At 60.3% G+C, this 16,894-nt stretch carries 20 protein-coding genes and 2 tRNA genes; 7 read left to right on the top strand and 15 right to left on the bottom strand.

The features are described from left to right. Nucleotides 1–75 precede the first annotated feature (75 nt). From E4L98_RS04815 to E4L98_RS04805, 3 genes are all read left to right on the top strand, one after another. Nucleotides 76–405, top strand: coding sequence for an energy transducer TonB (locus E4L98_RS04815; protein ID WP_135200436.1), 330 nt, complete (start codon nt 76–78; stop codon nt 403–405). Nucleotides 406–477: 72 nt separating this feature from the next. Continuing rightward, the gene (locus tag E4L98_RS04810) at nt 478–825 is read left to right on the top strand and encodes an energy transducer TonB (RefSeq protein WP_135200435.1); all 348 of its coding nucleotides are present in this window, start codon (nt 478–480) and stop codon (nt 823–825) included. Between the two features lie 139 nt (nt 826–964). Next, complete coding sequence (locus tag E4L98_RS04805) at nt 965–1,366, top strand: hypothetical protein (protein ID WP_135200434.1); 402 nt, start codon at nt 965–967, stop codon at nt 1,364–1,366. Between the two features lie 311 nt (nt 1,367–1,677). Here E4L98_RS04805 and E4L98_RS04800 read toward each other — a convergent pair whose 3' ends face one another. Then, nucleotides 1,678–2,130, bottom strand: a complete 453-nt coding sequence (locus tag E4L98_RS04800; protein ID WP_135200433.1) for a hypothetical protein — start codon at nt 2,128–2,130, stop codon at nt 1,678–1,680. A gap of 170 nt (nt 2,131–2,300) precedes the next feature. Between E4L98_RS04800 and E4L98_RS04795 the strand changes: the two genes are divergently transcribed. Further along, complete coding sequence (locus E4L98_RS04795; protein ID WP_167761276.1) at nt 2,301–2,708, top strand: response regulator; 408 nt, start codon at nt 2,301–2,303, stop codon at nt 2,706–2,708. Here the strand turns inward: E4L98_RS04795 and E4L98_RS04790 are convergent. The 5 genes from E4L98_RS04790 to E4L98_RS04770 all read right to left on the bottom strand — a co-directional run bounded on the left by E4L98_RS04790 (nt 2,705) and on the right by E4L98_RS04770 (nt 6,312). Then, entirely contained in the window at nt 2,705–3,031 is a 327-nt protein-coding gene (locus tag E4L98_RS04790; RefSeq protein WP_135200431.1) for a hypothetical protein, read from the bottom strand. The genes E4L98_RS04795 and E4L98_RS04790 overlap by 4 nt on opposite strands. A gap of 124 nt (nt 3,032–3,155) precedes the next feature. Beyond that, nucleotides 3,156–3,231, bottom strand: a tRNA-His gene (locus E4L98_RS04785). Between the two features lie 106 nt (nt 3,232–3,337). Next, the gene (gene murI, locus E4L98_RS04780; protein ID WP_135200430.1) at nt 3,338–4,162 is read right to left on the bottom strand and encodes a glutamate racemase; all 825 of its coding nucleotides are present in this window, start codon (nt 4,160–4,162) and stop codon (nt 3,338–3,340) included. After that, nucleotides 4,162–5,691, bottom strand: a complete 1,530-nt coding sequence (locus tag E4L98_RS04775; RefSeq protein ID WP_135200429.1) for a fumarate hydratase — start codon at nt 5,689–5,691, stop codon at nt 4,162–4,164. The genes murI and E4L98_RS04775 overlap by 1 nt, the downstream gene beginning before the upstream one ends. A gap of 24 nt (nt 5,692–5,715) precedes the next feature. Next, nucleotides 5,716–6,312 (bottom strand): TIGR00645 family protein, encoded by a 597-nt coding sequence (locus E4L98_RS04770; protein ID WP_135200428.1) that lies wholly within the window; start codon nt 6,310–6,312, stop codon nt 5,716–5,718. Between the two features lie 206 nt (nt 6,313–6,518). Here E4L98_RS04770 and acs point away from each other — a divergent pair, with 206 nt between their 5' ends. Next, the gene (acs, locus tag E4L98_RS04765; RefSeq protein WP_135200427.1) at nt 6,519–8,504 is read left to right on the top strand and encodes an acetate--CoA ligase; all 1,986 of its coding nucleotides are present in this window, start codon (nt 6,519–6,521) and stop codon (nt 8,502–8,504) included. Between the two features lie 63 nt (nt 8,505–8,567). Further along, nucleotides 8,568–8,658: transfer RNA gene (locus tag E4L98_RS04760), tRNA-Ser, on the top strand. Between the two features lie 294 nt (nt 8,659–8,952). On the opposite strand, the gene E4L98_RS04755 is transcribed toward E4L98_RS04760, so the two are convergent. The 3 genes from E4L98_RS04755 to E4L98_RS04745 all read right to left on the bottom strand — a co-directional run bounded on the left by E4L98_RS04755 (nt 8,953) and on the right by E4L98_RS04745 (nt 10,681). After that, nucleotides 8,953–9,453 carry a GNAT family N-acetyltransferase gene (locus tag E4L98_RS04755; RefSeq protein WP_135200426.1) on the bottom strand — a complete coding sequence of 167 codons (501 nt, stop codon included), beginning with the start codon at nt 9,451–9,453 and terminating at the stop codon, nt 8,953–8,955. Beyond that, nucleotides 9,401–9,724, bottom strand: coding sequence for a type II toxin-antitoxin system TacA family antitoxin (locus tag E4L98_RS04750; protein WP_135200425.1), 324 nt, complete (start codon nt 9,722–9,724; stop codon nt 9,401–9,403). The genes E4L98_RS04755 and E4L98_RS04750 overlap by 53 nt, the downstream gene beginning before the upstream one ends. A 717-nt stretch (nt 9,725–10,441) precedes the next feature. Then, nucleotides 10,442–10,681: a hypothetical protein gene (locus tag E4L98_RS04745; protein ID WP_135200424.1), complete on the bottom strand. Its 240-nt coding sequence runs from the start codon at nt 10,679–10,681 to the stop codon at nt 10,442–10,444. Between the two features lie 138 nt (nt 10,682–10,819). Between E4L98_RS04745 and E4L98_RS04740 the strand changes: the two genes are divergently transcribed. Further along, complete coding sequence (locus tag E4L98_RS04740) at nt 10,820–12,202, top strand: aminotransferase-like domain-containing protein (RefSeq protein WP_135200445.1); 1,383 nt, start codon at nt 10,820–10,822, stop codon at nt 12,200–12,202. Between the two features lie 30 nt (nt 12,203–12,232). Here the strand turns inward: E4L98_RS04740 and udk (E4L98_RS04735) are convergent, their stop codons facing one another. The 6 genes from udk (E4L98_RS04735) to E4L98_RS04710 form a co-directional block, all read right to left on the bottom strand. Next, nucleotides 12,233–12,874: a uridine kinase gene (gene udk, locus E4L98_RS04735; RefSeq protein WP_135200423.1), complete on the bottom strand. Its 642-nt coding sequence runs from the start codon at nt 12,872–12,874 to the stop codon at nt 12,233–12,235. 47 nt (nt 12,875–12,921) lie between these two features. Continuing rightward, entirely contained in the window at nt 12,922–13,563 is a 642-nt protein-coding gene (gene udk / locus E4L98_RS04730; RefSeq protein WP_135200422.1) for a uridine kinase, read from the bottom strand. A 65-nt stretch (nt 13,564–13,628) separates the two neighbouring features. Then, nucleotides 13,629–14,258, bottom strand: coding sequence for an NrsF family protein (locus E4L98_RS04725; protein ID WP_167761275.1), 630 nt, complete (start codon nt 14,256–14,258; stop codon nt 13,629–13,631). Continuing rightward, nucleotides 14,251–14,835 carry a sigma-70 family RNA polymerase sigma factor gene (locus tag E4L98_RS04720; protein WP_205746661.1) on the bottom strand — a complete coding sequence of 195 codons (585 nt, stop codon included), beginning with the start codon at nt 14,833–14,835 and terminating at the stop codon, nt 14,251–14,253. The genes E4L98_RS04725 and E4L98_RS04720 overlap by 8 nt, the downstream gene beginning before the upstream one ends. 22 nt (nt 14,836–14,857) lie before the next feature. Then, nucleotides 14,858–16,105 (bottom strand): protein-disulfide reductase DsbD family protein, encoded by a 1,248-nt coding sequence (locus E4L98_RS04715; RefSeq protein ID WP_135200420.1) that lies wholly within the window; start codon nt 16,103–16,105, stop codon nt 14,858–14,860. A gap of 25 nt (nt 16,106–16,130) precedes the next feature. Beyond that, the gene (locus tag E4L98_RS04710) at nt 16,131–16,682 is read right to left on the bottom strand and encodes a peroxiredoxin (RefSeq protein WP_205746662.1); all 552 of its coding nucleotides are present in this window, start codon (nt 16,680–16,682) and stop codon (nt 16,131–16,133) included. Between the last annotated feature and the right edge of the window lie 212 nt (nt 16,683–16,894).

Genomic DNA, 16,894 nt, shown 5'->3' with positions numbered 1-16,894 from the left:
GTTGTGGACGAATGGTCCGCTGTGGAGTTCGCAGTTAATCCGTTGTTAATAATAAATTCGTTGGGAAATCACATCATGAACAAATCTGTAATCGCCGCCTTCATCCTGTCCGCCGCCACCTCGGCTTTCGCTGCGGAAGTGCCAGCCTCGCTGGCCGACAAGAACTGCAAAGCTGAATACCCGAAAGCCTCGCTGATGAACGAAGAGCAGGGCGACGTCACCATGGCCTTCCTGGTCGGCTCCGACGGCAACGTGGTCGAGTCGAAAGTGGAAAAGTCGAGCGGCTACAAGAATCTGGACAAGGCCGCCCTGAAAGCGCTGAGCGCCTGCAAATTCAAGCCAGGCACCAAGGATGGCGCCGTGGCCCAGACCTGGACCAAAGTCGACTATAGCTGGAAGCTGTAATCAGGACGTAACAGGCGGCCGCGCGCTGGCGCGGTCTGAGTGTCAGATTCTTAAAAATATTTGGGGGTTCAGATGTCTACTAACAAACGTGTGTTGAGTGTGATCGCAGCAGTGTTCGTGGCTGGTGCTCCAGCCGCTTTTGCCGCCGAAGTAGCAGCCAGTTTCGACGCCAAAACCTGCAAGGCTGAATACCCGAAAGCATCGCTGATGAACGAAGAGCAGGGTACCGTGTCGATGTCCTTCCTGGTCAAATCGGACGGCTCGGTGGCGGACTCCAAGCTGGAGAAAAGCAGCGGCTTCAAGAATCTGGACAAGGCCGCCATCAAGGCGCTGAGCGCCTGCAAGTTCAAGCCGGGCACCAAAGATGGCGCCCCGGCCGAAACCTGGACCAAGGTGGATTACGCCTGGAAACTGGACTGATCCGGTCCGCCTGTTGCGTAAAAGGAACCGCCCGCGGTTCCTTTTTTTTCGCCTGCGTTATTGAGTGTAACAGGGTGTAATGGCTTGAGAACGCCGGCTGAAATCCTTATATAGTAAGACTCGGAAAAGGAGAATCGCCATGAAAATGATTATTGCTGCGGTCGCCGCCCTGGCGGCTCTCACGGGCTGTGCAGTACAGCAGCCGGGCTATTATGCGACCACCACCCGCGTGCAGGACCCGTACCAGTGGCACACCGTGGCGGTGATGCCGGCCGGTAGCCCGGCGCAGTCCGGCACCTGGACGGAAGAACTGCCGGCGCAGTCGTCGACGGTGACGTCGTACAGCACGCAGCCGACCTACACCACCACCTACGTCACCCAGCCGACGTATTACGCCCCGGCGCCGGTGTACTATGCGCCCGCGCCGGCGTATTACTATCCGCCGGTGTCGATCGGCCTGGACTTCTCGTTCGGCCACTGGTGCTGCCGTGGCGGCTGGGGCGGCCGTGGCGGACGCGGCGGTTGGGGGCATCACCGCTAAGCTGGACCGCACATAAGAAAATCCCGCTGACGCGCAAGCGCAGCGGGATTTTTTTAATCGGTGTGACGGCTCAGCGCAGCACGTAAATCGAGGCCGAACTCAGGGTGTTCTCCGAGCACAGTTCGTAAGCGGAAGCGCCGGCCAGCGTAAGCAGCAACACACCATAAGCGACGGAGAGATAGCGTGCCATGACGAGCTCCTGGTTGGGATCTGGAATGACTCCAGAATAGTCCACGGCCGGGTAAGGCGGCATCAGCCGAACGTCCGGCAAAGTGTAGGACTAAAGCTCGTGTCTATCTTTTCGTAAACTTTTACTTGGTTTTCCACAGCGTTACCGGACCGGCGGGGGCGGTGTCCAGCGCGTTCGCCTGGGCCAGCCACTGCTGCAGACGTTCCGGCTGCTTCAAATGGATGCCCATGCCGTCGATGGTGCCGATCTGTTCCAGCAGGTTGGCGTTGATCTTGGCCTTGGAGACGGTGGGCGCGCACGCGACCATGCGGTCATACGCCTTGCGGGCCTTGTTTTCCCATTTGTGCAGGCTGCTTTCATCGAAGCGGTTGCCTTCGAAATAGACGGTCAGCGTGCCGTCCGGATTGCCGAAGCCGACAATGCCGGAACCGAGGCGGATGGCGGCGTTGGCGCCGGGATCGAAGGCGCCGGACGGAACGAACACGGCGGCGCGGCCATCGAGGTCGGGTCGACCGATGGGCGTGTCTTTGCTGTAGGTAGTGACAGCTTCACTGATGGATTTGGTTTCGGACATGGCTGTTACCGTGTGGGGAATGCGAGATTTGCATTGGGATGCAGAATTAGTCATTGTAACTTTAAACTAGTTCTGACGGGCAACAGCAGGGCGGAAAATATTGTAACGCTATGGTCCCCGCAACGCGGAGGAGTATAGTGACGTGGTGGACGTCACCTGAGGAGCAATGCATGCCGGCGCATACGGGATTGCGGGTGTTTATTATCGACGACAACGAGATGACGCGCGGGCTGCTGCGGGTCATCATCCAGGGCGACTACTACGACGTGGTGGGCGAGGCCGCCTCGGCCGAATCGGCCATGAGCAGACTGCGCTCGCAGCCGGTCGATATCATCTGCCTGGACGTGGTAATGCCGGACGGCGATGGCCTCTCGCTGCTGAACTGGATCAAGGACAAACAGCCGCAGGCCGAAGTGCTGATGGTCACCGCCAGCACCGACCGCACGACGGTGGAGCAGGCCCTGCGCAACGGCGCCAAGGGCTACATCGTCAAACCGTTCAATCCGGGCACCGTGATGACCACGCTGGATAAAATCGCCGCCCAGATCAAAGCCCAGCGCGCCACCGCCCGGGCTTAAAGGTAGCGGCCAAGGGCGAAGCCGCCGCTGAGCAAAATTGCGGCAAAGCCGATAAAGCGCCAGGTGAGGGCGGTGACCGCGTCGGCCAAGTCAGCTTTTGTTGCAAAGGTCTGATAGGCATGGGCTGGAAACGCTTGCAGATTGTTTGCGACCAAATCGATTTTGCCGCTCACGATCGCCAATTCTTCCTTGGTGACGTAGTTCGATTTGATCACCTCTACGCTCATCGCTAGCTCAGCCACGGTCACGATGGTCTCCCTCAGGCGTAAAGAGTCATCTTCGGATCGACCCGATTCGATGTCAAGCAAGCTCGAGGGAGTCATGGCGGTCTCCTGATGTGAGTCGAATCAGCATGCCATGCCAAACCGGTATCGGGTCGATACACATCAAAGGACACGCTGAAATGCAAAAAGCCCAGTCAGAGACCGGGCTTCTCACTTCATTCTTTGGGGTGGCTGATGGGGCTCGAACCCACGACAACAGGAATCACAATCCTGGACTCTACCAACTGAGCTACAGCCACCACTGTCTTACCGTTCGTTGTTTGGCTTGCGCTGAACAACGAGCCAGAATTATACAAGCCCGTAGGCAATCCTGCAAATCAAAATGCAGGATTTTTTGGAAATAGCCTAAACGTCAACCTTTTCGACCGGCGGATGCAGGTCCAGCAGATTGGCGAAGGCATGTTCCAGCGCCGTCGCTTCGCCCGTGGTGTAGCCGCGCAATGTGGCGCCGCCGTCCTGGCGCAGCAGCTCGCCGGCGGCCAGCAAGCGTCCCAGCTGACGTGCCACCGCGTCGCCGGTATCGATCAGCGCGATGTCGTCGCGGTCGTGCGCGCGCAGCACGCGTTCGATGCCGTCCTGAACGAATGGGTAATGGGTGCAGCCGAGCACCAGCGTATCGGCACCTTGCTCCAGCAGCGGGGCGACGTATTTTTCCAGCATGGCATGGATGGCCGGCGCCTGCAGGTCGCCTTTTTCGATTTCATCGACCAGGCCCACCGCAGGTTGCAGCAGGAACTCGGCCCTGGTGGCTTCGCTGATCTGCTCGCGCAATTGCAGGAACTTTTCGCCCTTCAGCGTGCGTGCGGTGGCCAGCACGCCGACCTTGCCGTTGCGCGTGGCCGCGGCGGCCGGCTTCAGGCCAGGCTCCACGCCCACCACCGGCAGCGCGGGATATTTCGCCCGCACCGCCTTGATGGCCGCCACGGTCGCCGTGTTGCAGGCCACCACGAACGCCTTCATGCCCTGACGCAGCAGGAAGTCCGCCACAATCAGCGCGCGTTCGACCACATACGCTTCCGTCTTGTCGCCATACGGCGCGTGGCCGGAATCGGCAAAGTACATCAGGTGTTCGTTCGGCAGCTGCGCGCGGATGTGGCGCAGCACCGAAAGCCCGCCCACGCCGGAGTCATATACGCCGACCGGTGCGCCGGCGGAGCGGGCGGTCGTCATCAGGCGACGACGACGGGGACGTTCAACTGCTCGATGCGGGTCTTCCATTCCGCAGGACCGGTGTTGTGCACCGAGGTACCCTGCGAATCGACCGCCACCGTCACCGGCATGTCGACCACGTCGAACTCGTAGATCGCTTCCATGCCCATGTCGGCAAAGCCCAGCACGCGCGACTGCTTGATCGCCTTCGACACCAGGTAGGCCGAACCGCCGACCGCCATCAGATAAGCCGACTGATGCTTCTTGATCGATTCGATCGCGGCAGGACCGCGCTCGGCCTTGCCGATCATCGCGATCAGGCCGGTTTTCTCCAGCATCATGTCGGTGAACTTGTCCATGCGGGTGGCGGTGGTCGGGCCGGCCGGGCCAACCACTTCGTCGCGCACCGGATCGACCGGGCCGACGTAGTAGATCACGCGGTTCTTGAAGTCCACCGGCAGTTCTTCGCCCTTGGCCAGCATGTCCTGGATGCGCTTGTGCGCGGCGTCGCGGCCGGTCAGCATCTTGCCGTTCAGGAGCAGGGTCTGGCCCGGCTTCCACGAGGCGACTTCTTCCTTCGTCAGGGTGTCCAGATTGACGCGCTTGGACTTCTCGGTGTCCGGCGCCCACGACACATCAGGCCAGGTCGACAGCGGTGGCGGGGTCATGTAGGCAGGACCGGAGCCGTCGAGCACGAAGTGGCCGTGGCGGGTGGCGGCGCAGTTCGGGATCATGGCGACCGGCTTCGAGGCGGCGTGGGTCGGGTGCATCATGATCTTCACGTCCAGCACCGTGGTCAGGCCGCCCAGGCCTTGCGCGCCGATGCCCAGCGCATTGATCTTGTCGCACAGCTCGATACGCAGTTCTTCCAGCTTGTTCTGCGGGCCGCGCTGCTTCAGCTCGAACATGTCGATGTCTTCCATCAGCACTTCCTTGGCCATCAGCATGGCCTTCTCGGCGGTGCCGCCGATGCCGATGCCCAGCATGCCCGGCGGGCACCAGCCGGCGCCCATGGTCGGCACGGTCTTCAGCACCCAGTCCACCAGCGAGTCGGACGGGTTCATCATGATCATCTTCGACTTGTTTTCCGAGCCGCCGCCTTTGGCCGCGACCTTCACGTCGACGGTATTGCCTTCGACCAGTTCCATGTGCACCACGGCCGGCGTGTTGTCCTTGGTGTTCTTGCGGTCGAAGTGCGGGTCGGCCACGATCGACGCGCGCAGCTTGTTGTCATCGTAGTTGTAGGCGCGGCGCACGCCTTCGTTGACGGCGTCGGTGACGGTGCCGGTGAAGCCTTCAAAGCGCACACCCATGCCGATCTTCAGGAAGACGTTGACGATACCGGTGTCCTGGCAGATCGGACGCTTGCCTTCGGCGCACATGCGCGAGTTGGTCAGGATCTGCGCGATCGCATCCTTGGCGGCCGGGCTTTGCTCGTGCTCGTAGGCGCGCGCCAGGTGCTCGATGTAGTCGGCCGGGTGGTAGTAGCTGATGAATTGCAGCGCGGCCGCAACGGATTCGATCAGGTCTTCTTGCTTTATGATGGTCATGATGTTCTCGCGAGAGGAAGGGACTTAGTGATGCTTTGATTCGTTATGCGTCATCGTGGTGATGCGGTCGGTGTAGGCGATCGCCATCGCCGACAGCAGGAACACAACGTGGATAACGGTTTGTGCCACCAGCGTTTTTTCAGTGTACGCATTGGCATTGATAAAGGTCTTCAGCAGATGGATCGAGGAAATGCCGATGATCGCCATCGCCAGTTTGGTCTTCAGCACGGAGGCGTTCACGTGCGACAGCCATTCCGGCTGGTCCGGATGGTGATCCAGATTCATGCGGGAGATAAAGGTTTCGTAACCGCCGATGATCACCATCACCAGCAGGTTGGAGATCATCACCACGTCGATCAGGCCCAGCACCACCAGCATGATGGTGGTTTCATTCAGCTTTTCCGGCACCGGCGCGCCGGGCACGGCGACCGCCTGGAAGATATGCTGCAAGGCGGCGTCATTGCCCATCGCCGCGCCGATCAGATCCTTGAGTTCGACCCAGAAATGGAACACATAGACGCACTGCGCCAGGATCAGGCCCAGATACAGCGGCAGCTGCAGCCAGCGGGTCATGAAAATGAAGGCGGGCAGGGGGCGCAGCTTCTGGTTCGGGTCGGTCATTACGGCAAAACTCCTTGAAATCAGGCAGACTGGGAAGACTGCCGACATTTTACACGTGCTGCCGGGCTATCGCATCCGCCCGATGCTGCTTGAAAAATTGGTAAAATTGTCCGGCACACCATCCTCCGCCGGGGATAGGCTGTAAGGGCGCAGTAAGCGATCAAGTTTATGTTTGGTTCAAACGACAACCACACTGGAGACACAGCATGAGCAGCACCACCACCCAAGGTCCACAGGAAACCCGTATCTTCGCGCCACCGGCGGCGTTCGCAGCCCAGGCCACCGTGTCGGGCATGGATGCCTACAACGCGCTGTGCGCCGAAGCGGCCGCCGACTACGAAGGCTTCTGGTCACGCCTGGCCAAGGAACACCTCGAATGGAAAGTCCCGTTCACCAAGACCCTCAACGAAGACAACGCGCCGTTCTACAAATGGTTTGAAGACGGCAAGCTGAACGTCTCGTACAACTGCCTGGACCGCAATCTGCAGAACGGCAATGCCGACAAGACCGCCATCATCTTCGAAGCGGACGACGGCAGCGCCACCCACGTCAGCTACAAACAGCTGCACGAAAAGGTCTGCAAATTCGCCAACGGCCTGAAGTCGCGCGGTATCAAGAAGGGCGACCGCGTGATCATCTACATGTCGATGTCGGTGGAAGGCGTGGCCGCGATGCAGGCCTGCGCGCGCATCGGCGCCACCCACTCGGTGGTGTTCGGCGGCTTCTCCGCCAAGTCGCTGCAGGAGCGCATCATCGACGCCGGCGCCGTGGCCGTGATCACCGCCGACGAACAACTGCGCGGCGGCAAACGCCTGCCGCTGAAAGCCATCGTCGACGAAGCGCTGGCCATGGGCGGCTGCGACTCGGTCAAGGACGTCATCGTCTACAAGCGCACCGGCGGCGACATCGCCTTCAAGCAAGGCCGCGACATGTGGCTGAGCGACCTGGTCGATGGCCAGTCGGCCGAGTGCGAACCGGAATGGGTGGAAGCGGAACATCCGCTGTTCATCCTCTACACCTCGGGCTCGACCGGCACGCCGAAAGGCGTGCAGCACTCGAGCGGCGGCTACCTGCTGTGGGCCGCGCTGACCATGAAATGGTCGTTCGACATCAAGCCGAGCGACGTCTACTGGTGCACCGCCGACATCGGCTGGGTGACCGGCCACAGCTACATCGCCTACGGCCCGACCGCGGTCGGCGCCACGCAAGTGGTGTTCGAGGGCGTGCCGACCTATCCGAACGCCGGCCGCTTCTGGGACACAATCGCCAAGCACAAGGTCAACATCTTCTACACCGCGCCGACCGCGATCCGCTCGCTGATCAAGGCATCGGACGTGGACGAGAAAGTGCATCCGAAGAACTACGACCTGTCCTCGCTGCGCCTGCTGGGCACCGTGGGCGAGCCGATCAATCCGGAAGCGTGGATGTGGTACTACACCCAGGTCGGCAAGGAAAACTGCCCGATCGCCGACACCTTCTGGCAGACCGAAACGGGCGGCCACATGATCACCCCGCTGCCGGGCGCGACGCCGATGGTGCCGGGTTCGTGCACCTTGCCGCTGCCGGGCATCATGGCCGCGATTGTCGATGAGGCGGGGCAGGACGTGCCGAACGGGCAGGGCGGCATCCTGGTGGTGAAGCGTCCATGGCCGTCCATGATCCGCACCATCTGGAACAACCCGGAGCGCTTCAAGACCTCGTACTTCCCGGAAGAACTGGGCGGCAAGATGTACCTGGCCGGCGACGGTGCCATCCGCAACAAGGACACCGGCTACTTCACCATCACCGGCCGCATCGACGACGTGCTGAACGTCTCGGGCCACCGCATGGGCACGATGGAAATCGAATCGGCGCTGGTGGCCAACCCGCTGGTGGCCGAGGCGGCCGTGGTCGGCAAGCCGGACGACACGACCGGCGAATCGATCTGCGCGTTCGTGGTGCTGAAGCAGGCGCGTCCGACTGGTGAAGAGGCCAAGAAGATCGCGCTGGAGCTGCGCAACTGGGTGGCGAAAGAGATCGGCCCGATCGCCAAGCCGAAGGAAATCCGCTTCGGCGACAACCTGCCCAAGACCCGCTCCGGCAAGATCATGCGCCGCCTGCTGCGCGTGCTGGCCAAGGGCGAGAGCATCACGCAGGACGTGTCCACCTTGGAAAATCCGGCCATCCTGGAGCAATTGAAAGAGACTTCCTAATAAGTTTTGTACTCTGAGGAATCTTTGCTATAATCTGGCGCTTCCCGAATATAGGGAAATGCAGGAGAGATGGATGAGTGGTTTAAGTCGCACGCCTGGAAAGCGTGTATAGGTTCATAGCCTATCGGGGGTTCGAATCCCCCTCTCTCCGCCAGAGATTCCATAAGGGTCGCTTTCGAGCGGCCTTTTTTGTTTGTGCTGTTCCCATCGTTTGTACTATTGCATTCGCTATTTTTTACACGGATTGCATGCTAAGACGGTACTGGATTGTTGTGTCAAGTTAGCAAATGGATTAGCATTGCTAGGCTATTAATTTCCGCCAAGATATGGAAATTGACTCGCAATCATCCTGCTAGACACTCTGCAGCCGTAGAGAATGCCGCTTCCGCATCGCTAAGCGCCGGCTCGACGTCGACGCCTAGCGATACGGTGAGTTAGTGTCCCGGTCTTATTTCGGGAATTGAGGCATCGCTGCGATCGGCAACACCAGCGTATCTGGGTCAGAGGGCAAAGGCCTGAACCCGTATTTTTCATAGAACGAGGCCGCACCTTCTTTCGCGTCAACGAAGAGGGCAAATCCTCCTACATTCTCAGCCGCTCGTTGCGCGCGTTCCATCGCTTCCAGCAATAGATAGGCACCCAAACCCAAGCCTTGATGCCCCTGAGCTACCGCCAATCGCGCCAAAGTATAGCCCGGAATATTGCGTGGCAATCTCTTCTGCATATCTTCGGGTAGGTCTTCTTTCGGAACCAGGCCACGCATCGCCATGCTGAAAAAACCTGCGACCTTCGCGTCGTCTTTTTCATCCGGATGGACGAAAGTCTTGGAGGTCCCATTTTTTTGGTGTTGCATGGCAATAGTTTGGAACCAGTGATTCAGCTCCTCATTACCACAATCAAACTCTTTCGTATTGTGCGTTTTGTCCAGCGCTACTACTTTCTTTGCCATATTTCTCTTTCATGAAGCGCTCGAATGCACGCGTCAGAGCCACATTGGGCGCTGGCGGGTTATCGAGCAGGTCTAGTAACATGGCAGCATCATTTCTCGAAACATAAATCGCTTTTTCGCGATCAATGACTCTTTGCGCTTCTTTAAGCGCTGCTTGTACAACAAAGTTATTCATTGTCGTACCAACCAAATCCGCTGCCTCATTCAATAGTTCAGCTATTGCACTCGAAACTCGAGCAGTGATTCGCTCTTTTTCTTGAGTTGCATTCATTTCAAACTCCAAATTTGTTAAACAGGTAGCATTTTTCTCCTTTGCTTAAAGGTTTTCTTTCGTAAATAGTGTGTTGACCATTGCTTCCTCCTCAGGGTTGAACGTCTCATGACGCTTGCCTACCATAGGCAATTCATATTGTAGCACAGATGGTGGCAAATTGCCACCAAGGGGGCAAATCGGCGCTGATGGCCAAGCTGGCACTCGGGTTGGGCTGGACGATACGGGCGCAGCTCTCTGGTATTATGTTGGGCAGTTATGCTAAGGAAGGATGCGTCTGCTATGTGGATAGCTGTACTATTGACCAATGTGGCCCGTTGTAAATCAAGGACTTATCTCAATAGATAAGCAAAAAACATAGTACAAATGCTGAGCTATAACTGACTGTTTTTGATAAGATTTTTAGCGTTGAACTCGATAGGTTCATAGCCTATCGGGGGTTCGAATCCCCTCTCGAATGCAAAAAGCCGCCCAATGGGCGGCTTTTTGCATTTTGGCGGAGAGAAGCAAGGCCCCTGCGGGCCTTGCGTGGGGGATTCGAAGGGCTCGCCCCTACCGGGGCGACCCGCTCCGAATCGCCACTTTGCCACCGCATAGCGGTGGCGCGCCGGTAGGCGCAGCGCGCAGCGAAAAAATTCCTAAAGCATTATTCCATTAAGAAATTTAGCCGCCGAGTCTGCGCATTAAGCTCATCGAAACATGCCGGCAAGACAATGCTCACGGCAAAATCAATTCCATGCCGAGCACCTTGATAAGGAGGAAGGTGAGCAGCCCCAAGCCCAAGAGCGACAGCCCGAAGAGCGCGGCCACCTTGCCGCTGGCGCGCAGCACTGCGCTCCTCTCCACCAATTTCCCCTTCTTCCCTTGATCGTAATGCCACTTAACGGCATAGAACATGCCCGTGCCGAGCACGAGAAACTTGAACGTAACGAAAACTACAGGGATCCAGTCGATCATTTTGAGTATATCCAGGCTAGTACTTGCGTTATCCATCGTGCGAAAGCGCCACCTCAAACTGCTGCTTCTGCACGTTCTAAGGCATACTACTTAAAAGCAATTTCCATACATCGAGACAAAATGTCCCAGTTGCAGACGATGCAAGACGAGAATATCCCAATCTGGTTGCCGCGCCTGGCCTTGTATGGCGGCCCGCGCTTCTTGCAGATTGCGGACGCCTTGCAAGCGGCGGTGGCAGACGGATCGCTGAAACCGGGCGACCGTCTGCCTCCGCAACGGCAACTGGCAGCCCAGCTGGACGTCGACCTGACGACGGTCACGCGCGCCTACGATGAAGCCAGACGCCGCAACTTGTTGGAAGGTCGCGGCGCACGCGGCACGTATGTCGCGGCGCCGAAAGTCGAACTGACCTCGGTCCTCGACCTGAGCATGAATACCCCGCCACCGCCGCAGGGCGTGGACTTCGACGACCTGTTGAAACAAGGCTTGTCTCAAGTACTGATGGGTGCAGATACCGAATTGCTGATGACTTACCACTTGGCCGGCGGCAGCGACTCCGACCTCAAGGCTGGCGCCAAATGGCTTGAGCCGATGTTTGGCCATCCGGACCCGCGACAATTGGTTGTCTGTCCCGGGGCGCAAGCGGCGATCGCCGCATTGATCCTCGCGTTGACGGAGCCTGGCGATGTCATCCTGGCGGAGCCTGCGACTTATCCGGGCTTGTGTGCCGCCGCCAGCCAATTCGGCCGGCGTATCGTTGCGGTGGAAGCGGACCAGCACGGCATGGTGCCCGATATGCTGGAGGAAGCGTGTCGCCAGCACAAGCCCGGCCTGGTCTATCTCAATCCGACATTACAGAACCCGACCGCCATCACCATGCCGGAACGCCGGCGCAAGGAGCTCGCCAGCATCGCAAAGCGCTGCGCTGTACCCATCATCGAGGACGATCCATACTGGTTGCTTGCGGAAGCTCCGCCACCGCCGATTGCCACCTTCGCCCCGGAACAGGTGTACTACATCTCGACCCTGTCGAAATGCCTGACGCCCGGTCTGCGTGTCGCCTTCGTGCTGCTGCGCGACCCGCAGGAACGCGAACGTTTCCTGGTCGCCCTCAGATCATTTGCGCTGATGGTCGCGCCTCTGACGGCCGCACTGGCCACCCAGTGGATACTCGATGGTTCTGCTAACAGATTGATGGAAGGCATACGCAACGAAGCGCGCCTGCGCCACCGCATGGCCCGCGATATTCTGGCGGGACGCTACAGCGGCGCAGGAGACGGCCTGCATGTATGGCTTGAATTGCCGGCGTACTGGCGCTCATCGCAGCTTGCCCGTGCCGCCGACAGCGAGGGTATCGCTGTCACGCCGGCGGAGGCGTTCGCAACTGGCAGCGTATCCGTGAATGCCATTCGGATCTCTTTGGGCAGCATCAAGGACCGTGGACGCTTACAGGCGGGTCTTCAACGGCTGTCCCACCTGCTTGCGCGTCGGCCCGAATCGTTCGGCGCTGGCGTGGTTTGACTGCCCAGGAAACACTTCACGCTTCGGGCGTCAAGACCGCTTCAGCTGGCCAATCACACTCGATACCTTGGTGGTGATCATATCCACCGCAGGCCCGTTGGCGCCGTGCGGAATGATGATGTCGGCGTTGCGCTTGGTCGGTTCGATGAATTGCTTGTGCATCGGCCGTACCGTTTCCAGGTATTGCGTGACCACGCTTTCGACCGAGCGGCCGCGTTCGGTGATGTCGCGCTGCATGCGGCGGATAAAGCGGATATCGGAGGCCGTGTCGACAAAGATCTTCAGCGACATCATGTCGTTCAGGTCGGGGTCATACAGGGCAAACAGGCCTTCGATCACGATCACCGGCGCCGGCTTGACCGGGATGGTCCGGTTGGAGCGGTTGTGAAGCGTGAAGTCGTACTCCGGCATCTCGATCGCTTCGCCATTGCGCAGCGCCTGGACGTGCTGCACCAGCAGTGACCATTCGAACGCTTGCGGATGGTCGTAATTGGTCTGGCTGCGCACTTCGGGGCTCAGATGGGTTTGGTCGCAATAGTAATCATCTTGCATCACGACCGAGACCATGTCGGTGCCAAAGGCGGCCAGCACTTTTTGGGACACCGTGGACTTGCCACTGCCGCTGCCGCCGGCGACGCCAATAATAAACGGTTGGGAGGAAATCTTGTTCATGCCGAATGATACCGGAACTGCGGCCGAACCGACAGGGAGCGGCCGGCTCAGGGCCGCTTCAGCTGGCCAATCACACTCGATACCTTGGTGGTGATCATGTCCACCGCCGGGCCGTTGGCGCCGTGCGGGATGATGATGTCGGCGTTGCGCTTGGTCGGCTCGATGAATTGCTTGTGCATCGGACGCACAGTTTCCAGGTACTGATTGACAACACTTTCCACCGAGCGCGCACGTTCGGTGATATCGCGCTGCATGCGCCGGATAAAACGGATGTCGGAGGCGGTGTCGACGAAAATTTTCAGCGACATCATGTCGTTCAGATCCGGGTCATACAGGGCGAACAGGCCCTCGATCACGATCACCGGGGCCGGCTTGACGGGGATGGTGCGGTTGGAGCGGTTGTCGATGGTGAAATCGTACTCCGGCATCTCGATCGCTTCGCCATTGCGCAATGCCTGGACGTGCTGCACCAGCAGGGGCCAGTCGAACGCCTGCGGATGGTCGTAGTTCTGCTGGCGTCGGACTTCCGGGGTCAGATGGGTCTGGTCGCAATAATAATCATCCTGCATCACGACCGACACCATGTCGGCGCCGAACGAAGCCAGAACCTGCTGGGACACCGTGGACTTGCCACTGCCGCTGCCGCCAGCGACGCCGATGATAAACGGTTGGAAAGAAATCTTATGCATGCCGAATGATACCGGAATCGCGGCCGAACCGACAGGTAGCGGCTGTTCCAGGGACAGCTGTTTGCTTACAAAGCAATCCAACGTCGTCCCGCGAGCACCGTGATGGCAACCAGTGTCAGCGCGGCGGCGAGATGCATCATCAGGTCGATCAACTCGCCCGCCACCGGGTGGCAGAATCCCAGCAGGATTTGCGCCATCGCGGCGATGCCGAGCCCCGCGGTGGCCAGGCTGCCGGCAGGGCGAATTGAGCGGGTGCGCCGCAGCGCGGCCAACGCGATCGCGATCATCGGCAAGCCGGCAACCAGCATGAAGGTGTAGCAGTACTGCCCATCGCCAAGCTGGCCGACCGGATCTGTCGAATCAAGCACGTCGATCACGCCGATCAGCAGCCAGGCCACGCACAACGCAGTCAGCCAGCGCCAGTGCGCGCCGCGGCTGCCGGCGATGCTGACGGTGAACGCGGTCCCGATGGCCAGCGCGCCAAGGCAGAACGAAACGAGTATCCACAGGCCCGCCCACAGCGCGCCCGGATGGGACCAGTCGGCGTTGCCGCGTGGCAGCAGCAACGATGCCAAAAAACCGCAGGGGAGCGCAAGCAGCATCCAGCCGGCCGCGCGCAGCCAGGCGGGGCGCGTGCGTTGTACCGGTTGCGCGGTGCGGCTGAGTTGTTCAATCAAGGCATCATGGTTATTCATGGTCGGCATTTCCATTACGGCGTAGCGTGGTCAAAGCACGATGCAGCACGGACTTCACGGCCGATAAGCTCATGCTGCTGGTCGACGCCGCCTCTACAAGGCTCATCTCGCCCAAATGTACGAGTTCCACCATCCGGCGTTGGCGCGCGGGCAGGCGGCTCAGCATGCTGTCCACCTGCTGTGCGACCGCCAGCTGTTCCAGCCCGCCGGACGCGGATTCGTCCGGATGCGCGAGCACGGCGTCTTCATCGATCACTTCCCAGCATTGGCGGCGGCCGCGCGCCCGCAGCGCGTCGATGGCGCGGGCGGAGGCGATCGCGGCCAGCCAAGGCAGAAACGGCCGGCCCGGATCGTAGGTCTGCCGCACGCGGTGCACGGCCAGCAGCACTTCCTGCACCACGTCCTCCACCAGCGCGTCGTCCTGATGGATCTGTCGCCGCACCAGCGCGCGGATGACCGGCACGACCGCCTTCAGCAAACGTGCATAGGCCAGCTGGTCGCCATCCTGCGCGCGCACCATCAGCTGCGGCCAGGCGGCGCTGGATGCATCGTTCTCGGTGGGCGATGTGTCGGTCAAGTTGGTTTCCGGTTGGTTGTGCTTATGACCGTTTTTTTGCAGCCTTCTCCAAAGCAGACACGACGATATCGGGACTCAGCAGCTGCGGCAGCAGCACGGGTTCGCCACCGTCAGCCGGATAGACCACATACACCGGAAGTCCGCCCCGGCCGAATTCGTTGATGGCCTGGTCGATATCCGGATTATATTTGGTGGAGTCGGCAACCATGTAAATCGTGCCGGTCCGTGCCATCGCCGCCTTCACCGCGCTGGTGGACAGCGCCGCCTTGTCATTGACCTGACAGGTGATGCACCACGATGCCGTGAAGTTGACGAAGATCGGTTTGCCGTGTCCACGCTCGGCGCTCACGGCTTGCGGCGTCCACACGCTTGGCCTGGCCAGGGGCGCGTCGCCAGCGACGGCGGTGTTGGCTTTGCTGTGGCTGTCGCTGGTAGTGGGCAGACCCGCCAGCGGCACCGCCAGGCCAGCGACGAGCAGGACGGCAAGCGCCAGCTGCGGCCGGTAGTACAGTCCCGAGAGCCTGCGCTGTTGTGCCAGCCCGTAGAGCCAGGCCGCGAAGCCCAGCACGACAGCTGACGCCAGCAACGTTGCCAAGGCGGTGGCGCCGGCCTGCTGATCCAGTACCCAGGCGAGCCAGGCCGCCGCGGCCAGCATCGGGAAGGCCAGCACATGTTTGAGGATGGCCATCCACGGCCCCGGCTTCGGCAACAGCCGCGCGCACGCCGGCACCAGCGCGATGGCCGTGAATGGCGCGGCAAACCCCAACGCGAGCGCGAGGAAGATCGCCATGCCCTCAACTGGCGGACGCAACAGCGCCGCGCCGACCGCGCCGGCCATGAACGGCGCGGTGCAGGGCGTCGCCACGATGATGGCCAGGGCGCCGGTCAGCGCGGCGCCGAGCGGACCGTCGCGCGGGCCGGCGATGCCGCCGAGGCGTTGTGCCGCCAGTCCGATCTCGAACACGCCCATCATGTTGAGTGCCAGGGCGAGCATGATGAGAGCCAGTGCGGCAATCAATGCCGGCGACTGCAGCTGAAAGCCCCAGCCGACCGCGGCGCCGCTGGCGCGCGCCGCCAGCAGTGCGGCGCCGAGCAACAGCATGGTGACCACCACGCCGGTAAGAAAGGCGAGTCCTTCGATGCGCACGGCCCGGCGGTCATGCAGATGGCGGATCAGGCCGAACGCTTTCAGCGAAATCACCGGAAACACGCAAGGCATGCAGTTGAGGATCAGTCCGCCGATGAAGGCGGCCGCGAGCATCGTCAGCATCGCTGGCTCCTGGTCTGGCTGACGGTCACTTCTTCGCCTCGTGCCATGCCTTCACCGCGCTCATGGTTTTCTGGATGTGCAGTTCCGGATTGGGATCGGTATAGCTGAGCAGAATCTTGCCGTCGGGCGCGATGACGAATGAGGTGCGTTCGGACAGCGCCTTGCCGTCCTTGGTGCGGAATTGGGTCTGATACTCGGCGGCGACTTTGGCGCCCGGGTCGGCCGCGACCGCGAACTTGTCGCGGCATTCCAGCTTGGAAAACTCGGCGACGCGGTCGGCGTTGCCGGCGGTGACGCCGATCACTGTCGCCTTCAGCTTGTGGAAATCGTCGGTCGCCTCGGCAAACGCATGCGCTTCCACCGTGCAGCCCTGGGTGAAGGCGGCGGGGAAGAAGTACAGCACCACCGGGCCTTGCTGCAATGCCTTGGTCAGCGAGAAGCTCATCGGCTTGCCGGCCAGCGCGGCATCCAGGCGGAAATCGGGCGCCGCGGCGCCGACGGGCAGGGCGGCAAAGGCGGAGGAAGCGGAAACCGCCAGAATGGTTGAGAGTGCTGCTTGTGCCAGGTATGCGCCGATCCGTGTCATGCGAAACTCCATAGGGTAGGTTGCCGACGGCCGAGTGGTCGTCGTACCTGCCATTTCGCCGCAGCTACTGGAAAAGTTGCGCCCGACAGTAAAAAAATATCAATTCATGAATCAGTCAGGCTGCAAGCGGAGCCGGCTGGACGTTCATGGGAACCATAATATTTCTGTTTCAGATCCTTTGTGACGGAATGTGCTTATCATGG

The organism is Duganella callida, from assembly GCF_004614165.1.
Taxonomy (GTDB): Bacteria; Pseudomonadota; Gammaproteobacteria; order Burkholderiales; family Burkholderiaceae_D; genus Rugamonas; species Rugamonas callida.
Note: the sequence above shows the minus strand (reverse complement) of the source record. Positions and strands in the feature narration are given on the sequence as shown.

Bases quoted from the DNA above. Each gene is read 5' to 3' on its own strand.
- acs (WP_135200427.1), top strand. From the start codon at position 6,519: ATGAGCAGCACCACCACCCAAGGTCCACAGGAAACCCGTATCTTCGCG.
- udk (WP_135200422.1), bottom strand. From the start codon at position 13,563: ATGCATAAGATTTCTTTCCAACCGTTTATCATCGGCGTCGCTGGCGGC.
- E4L98_RS04775 (WP_135200429.1), bottom strand. From the start codon at position 5,691: ATGACCATCATAAAGCAAGAAGACCTGATCGAATCCGTTGCGGCCGCG.
- E4L98_RS04790 (WP_135200431.1), bottom strand. From the start codon at position 3,031: ATGACTCCCTCGAGCTTGCTTGACATCGAATCGGGTCGATCCGAAGAT.
- E4L98_RS04770 (WP_135200428.1), bottom strand. From the start codon at position 6,312: ATGACCGACCCGAACCAGAAGCTGCGCCCCCTGCCCGCCTTCATTTTC.
- E4L98_RS04750 (WP_135200425.1), bottom strand. From the start codon at position 9,724: ATGAATGCAACTCAAGAAAAAGAGCGAATCACTGCTCGAGTTTCGAGT.
- E4L98_RS04745 (WP_135200424.1), bottom strand. From the start codon at position 10,681: ATGATCGACTGGATCCCTGTAGTTTTCGTTACGTTCAAGTTTCTCGTG.
- E4L98_RS04815 (WP_135200436.1), top strand. From the start codon at position 76: ATGAACAAATCTGTAATCGCCGCCTTCATCCTGTCCGCCGCCACCTCG.
- E4L98_RS04755 (WP_135200426.1), bottom strand. From the start codon at position 9,453: ATGGCAAAGAAAGTAGTAGCGCTGGACAAAACGCACAATACGAAAGAG.
- E4L98_RS04725 (WP_167761275.1), bottom strand. From the start codon at position 14,258: ATGAATAACCATGATGCCTTGATTGAACAACTCAGCCGCACCGCGCAA.
- E4L98_RS04810 (WP_135200435.1), top strand. From the start codon at position 478: ATGTCTACTAACAAACGTGTGTTGAGTGTGATCGCAGCAGTGTTCGTG.
- udk (WP_135200423.1), bottom strand. From the start codon at position 12,874: ATGAACAAGATTTCCTCCCAACCGTTTATTATTGGCGTCGCCGGCGGC.
- E4L98_RS04800 (WP_135200433.1), bottom strand. From the start codon at position 2,130: ATGTCCGAAACCAAATCCATCAGTGAAGCTGTCACTACCTACAGCAAA.
- E4L98_RS04805 (WP_135200434.1), top strand. From the start codon at position 965: ATGAAAATGATTATTGCTGCGGTCGCCGCCCTGGCGGCTCTCACGGGC.
- murI (WP_135200430.1), bottom strand. From the start codon at position 4,162: ATGACGACCGCCCGCTCCGCCGGCGCACCGGTCGGCGTATATGACTCC.
- E4L98_RS04715 (WP_135200420.1), bottom strand. From the start codon at position 16,105: ATGCTGACGATGCTCGCGGCCGCCTTCATCGGCGGACTGATCCTCAAC.
- E4L98_RS04740 (WP_135200445.1), top strand. From the start codon at position 10,820: ATGCAAGACGAGAATATCCCAATCTGGTTGCCGCGCCTGGCCTTGTAT.
- E4L98_RS04795 (WP_167761276.1), top strand. From the start codon at position 2,301: ATGCCGGCGCATACGGGATTGCGGGTGTTTATTATCGACGACAACGAG.